The organism is Corynebacterium sp. HMSC073D01 (assembly GCF_001815555.1).
GTDB classification, from domain to species: Bacteria; Actinomycetota; Actinomycetes; order Mycobacteriales; family Mycobacteriaceae; genus Corynebacterium; species Corynebacterium glucuronolyticum.
On sequence record NZ_KV821086.1, the window covers coordinates 54,479 to 62,483 of the forward strand.

Annotated in this window: 10 protein-coding genes; 8 read left to right on the forward strand and 2 right to left on the reverse strand. The window is 62.4% G+C overall.

Going from position 1 to position 8,005, the window contains the following annotated elements; all coding sequences use genetic code 11:
• Nucleotides 1–159 precede the first annotated feature (159 nt).
• On the reverse strand, nt 160–993 hold the full coding sequence (locus HMPREF3044_RS12405) for a DUF3109 family protein (RefSeq protein WP_070742177.1): 834 nt from the start codon (nt 991–993) through the stop codon (nt 160–162).
• Between the two features lie 32 nt (nt 994–1,025).
• Here HMPREF3044_RS12405 and HMPREF3044_RS12410 point away from each other — a divergent pair, with 32 nt between their 5' ends.
• The 5 genes from HMPREF3044_RS12410 to HMPREF3044_RS12825 all read left to right on the forward strand — a co-directional run bounded on the left by HMPREF3044_RS12410 (nt 1,026) and on the right by HMPREF3044_RS12825 (nt 4,225).
• Nucleotides 1,026–1,970, forward strand: coding sequence for a Ppx/GppA family phosphatase (locus tag HMPREF3044_RS12410; protein ID WP_081446531.1), 945 nt, complete (start codon nt 1,026–1,028; stop codon nt 1,968–1,970).
• Entirely contained in the window at nt 1,967–2,857 is an 891-nt protein-coding gene (locus HMPREF3044_RS12415; protein WP_070742179.1) for a hypothetical protein, read from the forward strand. Before HMPREF3044_RS12410 ends, HMPREF3044_RS12415 begins: the two co-directional genes overlap by 4 nt.
• Before the next feature lie 2 nt (nt 2,858–2,859).
• Nucleotides 2,860–3,633, forward strand: a complete 774-nt coding sequence (proC, locus tag HMPREF3044_RS12420; RefSeq protein ID WP_070742181.1) for a pyrroline-5-carboxylate reductase — start codon at nt 2,860–2,862, stop codon at nt 3,631–3,633.
• Nucleotides 3,634–3,772: 139 nt separating this feature from the next.
• Nucleotides 3,773–3,964: a helix-turn-helix domain-containing protein gene (locus HMPREF3044_RS12425; protein ID WP_005390677.1), complete on the forward strand. Its 192-nt coding sequence runs from the start codon at nt 3,773–3,775 to the stop codon at nt 3,962–3,964.
• Nucleotides 3,965–4,123: 159 nt separating this feature from the next.
• The gene (locus HMPREF3044_RS12825; protein ID WP_003855542.1) at nt 4,124–4,225 is read left to right on the forward strand and encodes a 30S ribosomal protein bS22; all 102 of its coding nucleotides are present in this window, start codon (nt 4,124–4,126) and stop codon (nt 4,223–4,225) included.
• A 46-nt stretch (nt 4,226–4,271) separates the two neighbouring features.
• Here HMPREF3044_RS12825 and HMPREF3044_RS12430 read toward each other — a convergent pair whose 3' ends face one another.
• Nucleotides 4,272–5,306 carry an HAD family hydrolase gene (locus HMPREF3044_RS12430; RefSeq protein ID WP_070742183.1) on the reverse strand — a complete coding sequence of 345 codons (1,035 nt, stop codon included), beginning with the start codon at nt 5,304–5,306 and terminating at the stop codon, nt 4,272–4,274.
• 120 nt (nt 5,307–5,426) lie between these two features.
• Here HMPREF3044_RS12430 and HMPREF3044_RS12435 point away from each other — a divergent pair, with 120 nt between their 5' ends.
• Genes HMPREF3044_RS12435 through hemC form a run of 3 tightly spaced genes read left to right on the forward strand, consistent with a single transcriptional unit; the run spans nt 5,427 to nt 7,854 of the window.
• Nucleotides 5,427–5,663 (forward strand): glutaredoxin family protein, encoded by a 237-nt coding sequence (locus tag HMPREF3044_RS12435; protein WP_070742191.1) that lies wholly within the window; start codon nt 5,427–5,429, stop codon nt 5,661–5,663.
• Between the two features lie 8 nt (nt 5,664–5,671).
• Nucleotides 5,672–6,985 (forward strand): glutamyl-tRNA reductase, encoded by a 1,314-nt coding sequence (locus HMPREF3044_RS12440; RefSeq protein WP_070742185.1) that lies wholly within the window; start codon nt 5,672–5,674, stop codon nt 6,983–6,985.
• Nucleotides 6,982–7,854: a hydroxymethylbilane synthase gene (gene hemC, locus HMPREF3044_RS12445; RefSeq protein ID WP_070742187.1), complete on the forward strand. Its 873-nt coding sequence runs from the start codon at nt 6,982–6,984 to the stop codon at nt 7,852–7,854. The genes HMPREF3044_RS12440 and hemC overlap by 4 nt, the downstream gene beginning before the upstream one ends.
• The last annotated feature ends 151 nt before the right edge of the window (nt 7,855–8,005 follow it).

Sequence of the window (8,005 nt, forward strand, 5' to 3'; positions counted from 1 at the left end):
CGGGTGTATGTCGGGCCGGACCCCGTAACTGCATAATTGGTCCAGTTTTGGGGGTATTTGTTGGGTTAGCGTTCCCCGGGGTTTGGTGTGGTGCCGGGTGTATGTCGGGCCGGACCCCCTAACTGCGTAATTGGTGCTGATTTCGGGGTAATTGTGCAGTTAGCGTTCCCCGGATTCACGCCTCGGAACCCGGTTGGCGCTTGCGGGGTGGACGGCGGTGGGGGTGCCGCGGGATTTCATGAAGTCGGCGAGGAGGGCGTAGACCTTTTCACCACACATGGCGATGAGCTCGCTCTTGGCGGTCTTCCACAGGGGCTCGGCGGCGTTGTGGCAGGCAGGGTTCGTGGTGCAGTACCAGGTGAAGTCCTCGCCGCCGTCGCCCCAGCCGCGGCGGATGTACTCGGTGATGGTGGTGTGGAGGATCTCAGAGCCGTCGGCGCGGTCCTCGTAGTCCTCGAGTCGGCGCAGGGGGAGCTGCCAGCAGACTTCGGGTTTGACCTGGACAGGGTCGAGGCCGTTGTTGAGGGCGTGGAGGTGGAGGGCGCAGCCGGCGCCGCCGGGGAAGGAGGCGGAGTTGGCGAAGATGCACATGCCGTCGACGACGGCGGTTTTGGGGTTGGGCTCGTCGTCGATTTCGTCCCATTCCATCCAGCCCTCAGGCTCATCGGTGTATTTCTCCCACTCGGAGCGGGTGAGCTGTGGGACAAGGGCGGTTAGGTTGCGGCGCTCGGCGGCGTCGACAAGAAAGGCTCCGTGGGGGCAGCAACCGTGGGACGGAGTGTCATCGATGCCTTGGCAGGTGGTGCCGTAGCCACATTGGTAGTAGGAGGCGAGCCAGGTGACGTCGAAGGTGAACAGGTGAAAAGGGTCGTCGGGGTTGTAGACCTCGAACCATTCGCGTGGGAAGTCGGGGTTCAACTCGGTGCCGTTTTCGATTGACGTAGCGGCGTTCGTTCCGTCCGGATAACCCAAAAAAACCGTGGTGTTGTTCACGCTGCCACCATAGACCGTCTACCCTTAGTGGTGTGCGATTAGGTGTTTTAGATGTCGGAAGTAACACAGTCCACCTTGTGGCTATTGATGCCAGGGTGGGCGGGCATCCGACGCCCATGAGCGACTGGAAAGCCACGATGAAGTTGGTGGAGTACCTGGATAAGGACGGTGCCATCAACGCCAAGGGTGTAAACAAGCTGCTCAGGGGCGTGAACGAGGCGAAGGAGCTGGCGGAGCAGTTGGGCTGCGACGAGCTTCTGCCTATTGCTACGTCGGCGATTCGCAGCGCCACCAACTCCGAGAAGATTCTTGACGAGGTGGAAAAGGAGACAGGTATCCGGCTGCAGATCCTCTCCGGCGTGGACGAGGCTCGACTGACGTTTCTGGCGGTTCGGCGCTGGTACGGCTGGTCCGCGGGTCGCATTACAAACCTTGACATCGGTGGTGGCTCCCTCGAGCTGACTACCGGCACCGACGAGGAGCCTGACCTGGCGTTCTCCCTGGATCTTGGCGCGGGCCGTCTGACGCACACGTGGTTTGAGACGGATCCGCCGTCCCAAAAAAAGATCGGGATCCTCCGCGATTACATCGATGCCGAACTGGCTGAGCCGGCGCGAAAGCTGCGGGCGTGCGGCGAGGTTGATCTTGCGGTGGCGACATCGAAGACCTTCCGCAGTCTTGCTCGGCTTACCGGCGCGGCTCCATCGTCGGCTGGTCCGCGGGTGAAAAGGACGCTGACCGCAGCTGGATTGCGCCAGGTCATCGCGTTCATTTCGCGAATGACTGCGGCGGATCGTGCGGAGCTGGAGGGGATCTCCTCTGACCGGTCGCATCAGATCGTTGCCGGTGCGCTCGTGGCAGAAGCCTCAATGCGTGCTTTAGGATTAGAGCAGATGGAAATTTGTCCCTGGGCGTTGCGAGAAGGTGTTATTCTCCGAAGAATCGACAGCGGACTGAAAGCGGAAGAAGAGAAATGAGCGAAGAACAACTGACAGTAGCTGAGCTGCTAGCCAGGTCCGGGAAATCGTCTTCAGGATCGGGCTCCCGCCGGCGTCGCCGTCGCAGCCTGGAAGAGGGTGGCATTTCCGTTGCTGAGTTCACCGGGTCGATCCCGCGCGTGACGGAGAAGCCGGAAGATGCCCGCCATACCACCTCGCCGATCGATTCCACCGCGGACAAGGCCGAGCAGGAGCCCCAGCAAGAAGCCACGAAGCCCGCGGCCACAAAACCCGCTACGCCCAAGGTTACGCAGCCGGAAGCCGCAAAACCCCAGGTTAAACAACCCGAGGCCACGAAGCCTAAGCGGGAGTCCCGCGACGATGACACGATGGTTCTCCGGGTGTTCACCGATGGTGAGTCCGCGCCGCTGACCACCGGCTCGTTCCTGGCAGTCCCGCAGCAGGCAGCGCAAAAGTCTGAGTCGCACACCCCCTCCCGGGAAGGGGAGGCAACCTCCGTCCTGCCCAAAGTCGTGGTGGAGGACGAGGACGAGCCCGCAGATAACGCGGAGGAAGATGACTTTTTCCCGGAGGATGACGAAGATATCGAGGGCTTCGATGATGCCGACGATGCGTACTATGACGACGAGGTGGCTGAGGAGGACGAGAAGCCTTCCATCGCCAGCATCGTTGTGACGGCCATCGTCGCGTTCATTGTCGGTGTGCTCGTGTTCTACGCGTTCATGTCGCTGTGGGCCTCCTCGCTCATGCCGCTCATCGTCATCGTCGCAGCCCTGGTGGTGACGGTGGCGATCGGTGTGGCCGTGCACTCGCTCAAGACGGGCAAGGACACGCTGACCACCGTTTTGGCCACGGTGACGGGCTTGGTTCTCACGTTCGGCCCGGCGTTGATTACGGGCCTGTGACGATGATTGCGGTGTACGGCGGTGGCACGATCGGTGAGGCGCTGACCGCAGGGCTGGTCGCTGCGGGCCACACGGATGTGACGGTGATCAACCGACGCGCGGAGCGGTCCGCGTATTTCCGCGAGACGTACGGCGTGCGCTCCTCGGAGGAGCCTGCGGATGGGGCGGCGGATATCGTGTTCATTGCCGTGAAGCCGTACGCGGTGACGGGGGTCCTCCGTGGGCTTGCACCACACCTGGCAGAGGGTGCCATGGTGGTGTCTTTGGCTGCTGGGGTGACGCTTGCGCAGCTGGCAGGGGCCGCGCCGGGTGTGCAGGTGATCCGTGTCATGCCGAACACGCCGATGCTTGCGCGCATGGGGATGTGTGCGATCGCGCCGGCCCCGGGGGTGGATACCGCTGCGGTGGAGGAGCTGCTGCAGGCGGTGGGGGAGACGGTTGTCGTTGAGGAAAAGGATATGGACGCGGTCACGGCGTTGTCTGGTTCCTCACCCGCCTACGTCTATCTGTTTGCTGAGGCGCTTGTCGACGCCGGGGTCGCCCGTGGTCTGTCTCGCACCGTCGCCTCGAAGCTGGCTATTCAATCCATCCGCGGCGCCGGTGAGATGCTGGCGGGAACCAAAGCTCCGACGCAGCTGCGCTACGATGTCACCTCACCCGGTGGGACGACTGCTGCGGCACTGCGTGCGCTGGAAGACGGTGGCTTAAGAAGTGCTGTATTTTCTGCAGTAGACGCCTGTGCAGAACGAAATCGCGAGCTTGGAAAAACCGACTGACCTGGGAAACAAAAATTTTTCTCCATTTGAGTCGCATGAGTAACATTATTCACGGTAAGCTTAACTAAGCACTTGCGTGACGATCATCTGCAGGAGGGGAAGCCTGCGGCGCGCAAATGCGACGAAGGGTTAAATAAAAATGGCACAAGAAGATAAGGGAGCGTTCCTCACCGTGGCGGAAGTTGCGGAGATCATGCGCGTTTCTAAGATGACTGTGTACCGTCTCGTCCACGCAGGCGAGCTGCCGGCCGTGCGCGTGGGACGTTCGTTCCGAGTGAACGAGAAGGCTGTCTCTGACTACCTGGAGGCATCCACATACGAAGTCGGATAGTCCCCGATTTTGGTGAACTCCTGTTGCAGGCGCTATGATGTTGCCGTTCGTGTCTTACACATTTTGTGACGCAGTTCGGCCCGAGAAGGCGCATGCGACTGCGTGAGGCACTAGAAAGCTACAACAAGCCAAGTAAAAATAAGTGAGGTTGAAAGCCCTATGGGTTCCGTAATCAAGAAGCGTCGTAAGCGCATGTCCAAGAAGAAGCACCGCAAGATGCTCCGCCGTACCCGCGTCCAGCGCAGGAAGCTCGGCAAGTAAAAACTTGGAACGTGGGCTTTCAGCTCACTTGCATGGAGCCGCCGGATTATTTCCGGTGGCTTTTTGCTTGCACGGACCAGCCCGCCCCGGCCACGAGCGCGACGACGACTGCGGGCAGGCCGACGCGGAGCGCGAGCTTACGAATGGAGCGGTAATCCCGCACCTCCCAGCCACGACGCTTCGCCTCGCGGCGCAGCGCCACATCGGGGTTGATGGCCACGGCGGTGCCCGTCATGGAGAGCATGGGGATGTCATTGATGGAATCGGAGTAGGCGGTGCAGCGACTGAGGTCGAGCCCCTCAATCGTCGACAAGGCTGCCACGGCGTGCGACTTACCGGGCCCGTGGAGGATATCGCCGACGAGCCTGCCGGTGAATGTGCCGTCTTTCACCTCTGCCACCGTCCCGAGGGCACCGGTCATGCCGTAGCGCCTGGCAATAATCTGCGCGAGCTGCACGGGAGTTGCGGTAACAAGCCACACCTGGTGGCCAGCCGCCAGGTGCATGGCCGCGAGCTCCGATGTCTCGGGCCAGATCTTGGCGGGGATGTTCTCGTCCACGATGTCCTCGCATAGGGCGACGAGCTCGTCTACATCCCGGCCTTTGATAAATTCCATCGCCTGCTCGCGCCCCTTAGCCATGTCGGCCTTGCTCTCCGAGCCGCGGATGCGGAACTTGAGCTGCTTCCATACGAAGGGGAGGAGATCGCGGGTGGAGAAATAGTGGCGCTTCGCCAGCCCGATGGCGAACATGATGAGCGATGCCCCCTGAATGAGGGTGTTATCCACGTCGAAGAATGCTGCCACGCCCTCCTGTTGGGGGACATCAGGATCCGGGGCGGACACGTGGTGGGCGCCTGCGGCCTCGTAGGCACCGCTGACGGCATCGACCCCGCGCGAGTAGGCGGCGAGCTCGAGGCCGAAGGCGGAGTGCACTGCTGCCTCGGCAGCAGCCTCGCCGGCGGCTTCCTGTGCCTGCTCGTCGAGCGGTGGCAGCGCCGTATCTTCGAAGAAACGCCGGAGATTTCCGTGGGAGATAGTCCACGCAGTAAGAATCTCGTTGGGTGAGTGTGACGATGCCACGGGCGGTACGTTTAGACCTTTCTACGAAGTAACAGGTATGTTACATCGTAGGCATATTTGACTAATAGCGCATGATTTAGTGGGGTTGGTGTGAGTACGAACACGGCGCATGACGTGACGATGATGGTGCGATCTACGTGCGGTTCGTGCGCCCGTGTGGAGCGGCAGATCCGTCCCGTTTGCGAAAAATACGGCGCCACACTGACAACCGTCGACGTTGATTCGGACCAGGAAAAGGTTATGGAGTACGGTGATCGGGTACCGGTTATCCTTATCGATGGTGATGAGTTCGCCTGCTGGGAAGTAGACAACGAGGATCTCGTCGAGGCGCTTAGTAGACCGCAAGGTGTGAGGTGAATTAAAACGTGAGTGTTCTAGTGGTGGGAATGTCCCATCGGGTGGCACCCGTTCATGTCCTGGAACAGGTCTCCATGGGCGAAGATAAGAGGGACCGTACGGCGGCACGGCTGATGCAGTGCCCGTCCCTTAGCGAGGTGCTGCTCCTATCCACGTGTAACCGAGTGGAGGTGTACAGCGTCACCAACAGCTTTCACTCCGGTGTCAACGAGATTGTCGACGTCCTCTCAGCAACCTCCGGCCTCAACGCCGACGAGCTCCGCGAGCACCTCTACGTCCGCTACGCCGATGCCGCCGCCGAGCACATGCTCGCCGTGGCCAGCGGGCTCGATTCCATGGTGCTCGGGGAGCAGCAGATCATCGGCCAGGTGCGCACCGCCTACCAGGCTGCCAGCGACAACGGCACTGTCGGCCCGACGCTGCACGCGCTGGCCCAGGCCGCTCTCCACACCGGCAAACGTGTCCACAGTGAGACCGGCATCGACGAAACGGGTGCCTCAATGGTCACTTTCGCCCTCGACAAGGTTGCGGAGTCACTTGACAGCGACTCGTTTAAGGGGCACCGCGCGCTCGTCCTCGGCGCCGGTGCAATGAGCTCGCTTGCTGCTACACACCTGGGTAAGCGGGGCATCGATGAGCTCGTCATTGCCAACCGCACCTTCGATCGCGCAGAGCGGCTCGCCCAGCACTCCCGCGAGGCAGGCGTACCCGCGCACGCCGTGGAATTCCCCGAGCGCATCAAGGCCTACAACGACGTGGACATCATCGTCTCGGCCACCGGCGCCCACGACTACACCGTCAAGGCCCCCGACATCACCGGCCACACCCCCGTCTTCGTGGATCTGTCCATGCCGCGCGACATCGACCCGAATGTCCCCGGCACGCTCATCAACATTGAATCCCTGCGCCAGTCCGAGCAGGAGGAATCCCGTGAGGTGGAGGAGATCGCCAAACGGATCCTCCGCGAGGAGCTCGACGCCTTCACCTCCGCCCAGCGTGTCCGCGACGTGGCACCAGCCCTGTCCGCACTGCGCAGCATGGCAGCGGGGATCGTGGCCAAGGAGATGGAGCGGTTCGACAACCGCGTGGAAACCGATCCAGAGACCCACCGTGAGGTGGCGAAGACCGTCCAACGGGTCGTCGACAAGCTTCTACACCAGCCGACCGTCCAGGTGAAAGCCCTGGCAGCCAACTCCGGAACGATCACCTACGACAACGCCCTGCAGCAGCTCTTCGGGCTCCCGGCAACCCCCGTGTCCACCGACGTGGCCAAGCTGCCCACCAGCGCAACCATGGACAAGGCAACAAAGGAGAACAAGTGACTCTACGCATCGGCACACGAGGCTCGAAACTCGCCACCACCCAGGCGGGACACGTCCGCGACGCGCTCATCCGTGCAGGCTACGATGCTGAGCTGACCATCATCACCACACCTGGCGATAAGAACCTCTCGCCCGTGCAAAAAATCGGCGTCGGCGTATTCACCCAGGCGCTGCGCGAGGCCATGGACCGCGACGAAATCGACATCGCCGTCCACTCCTGCAAAGACCTCCCCACTGGCCAGCCCGAGGGCCTGACCACCATCTACCCCGTGCGTGAGACCCCGTGCGAGGCGCTCATCGCCCGCGACGGCCTCACCCTCGACCGGCTGCCTGAAGGCGCAAAGGTCGGCACCGGTGCGCCCCGCCGCATCTCCCAGCTCAAGGCGCTGCGCCCCGACCTCGACATCCGCCCCCTGCGCGGCAATGTGGACACCCGCATGGGCAAAGTTACCTCCGGTGAACTCGACGCCGTCATCCTCGCCCACGCCGGCCTCACCCGCATCGGCCGCGGCGACGAGGCAACCCAGGTCTTCGACCCCACCTACCTCATGCCCGCCCCCGCGCAGGGCATCCTTGCCGTCGAGTCTCGCACCCACGTTGACGCCATCTCCACGCTTATCGACGACCACGCCACCCTGTCTGCTCAAGCCGAACGCGCTGTGCTCTCCACCCTCCAGGCCGGATGCACCGCGCCGCTGGCCGCCTACTCGACGGTCTCCGGCGACGAGATCACCCTCACCGCCGGCGCCTTCGCCCTCGACGGCTCCAAGCAGATCGTGGAAACCACCACCGGCACCGACCCCGTCGCGTTGGGCACGACGGTGGCCGAGAAACTCCGCACCCGAGGTGCCGAGGAGATCATCCGCTAACGCCTTTGCCCTTTTGCGGCCCATCCGTTTCCATCCTGCGTGTGCTTGGTGGCGGTTGGGCCGCTTTCGGGCGTGGCGGCGTTTGTTTTGCGGCCCGTCTGTTTCCATCCTGCGTGTGCGGGGAACCGGTTGGGCCGCATTTGGGCGTGGC

Excerpts from the sequence above, each read along its gene's own strand:
- HMPREF3044_RS12415 (WP_070742179.1), top strand. The coding sequence starts at position 1,967 with ATGAGCGAAGAACAACTGACAGTAGCTGAGCTGCTAGCCAGGTCCGGG.
- proC (WP_070742181.1), top strand. The coding sequence starts at position 2,860 with ATGATTGCGGTGTACGGCGGTGGCACGATCGGTGAGGCGCTGACCGCA.
- HMPREF3044_RS12425 (WP_005390677.1), top strand. The coding sequence starts at position 3,773 with ATGGCACAAGAAGATAAGGGAGCGTTCCTCACCGTGGCGGAAGTTGCG.
- HMPREF3044_RS12825 (WP_003855542.1), top strand. The coding sequence starts at position 4,124 with ATGGGTTCCGTAATCAAGAAGCGTCGTAAGCGCATGTCCAAGAAGAAG.
- HMPREF3044_RS12435 (WP_070742191.1), top strand. The coding sequence starts at position 5,427 with ATGATGGTGCGATCTACGTGCGGTTCGTGCGCCCGTGTGGAGCGGCAG.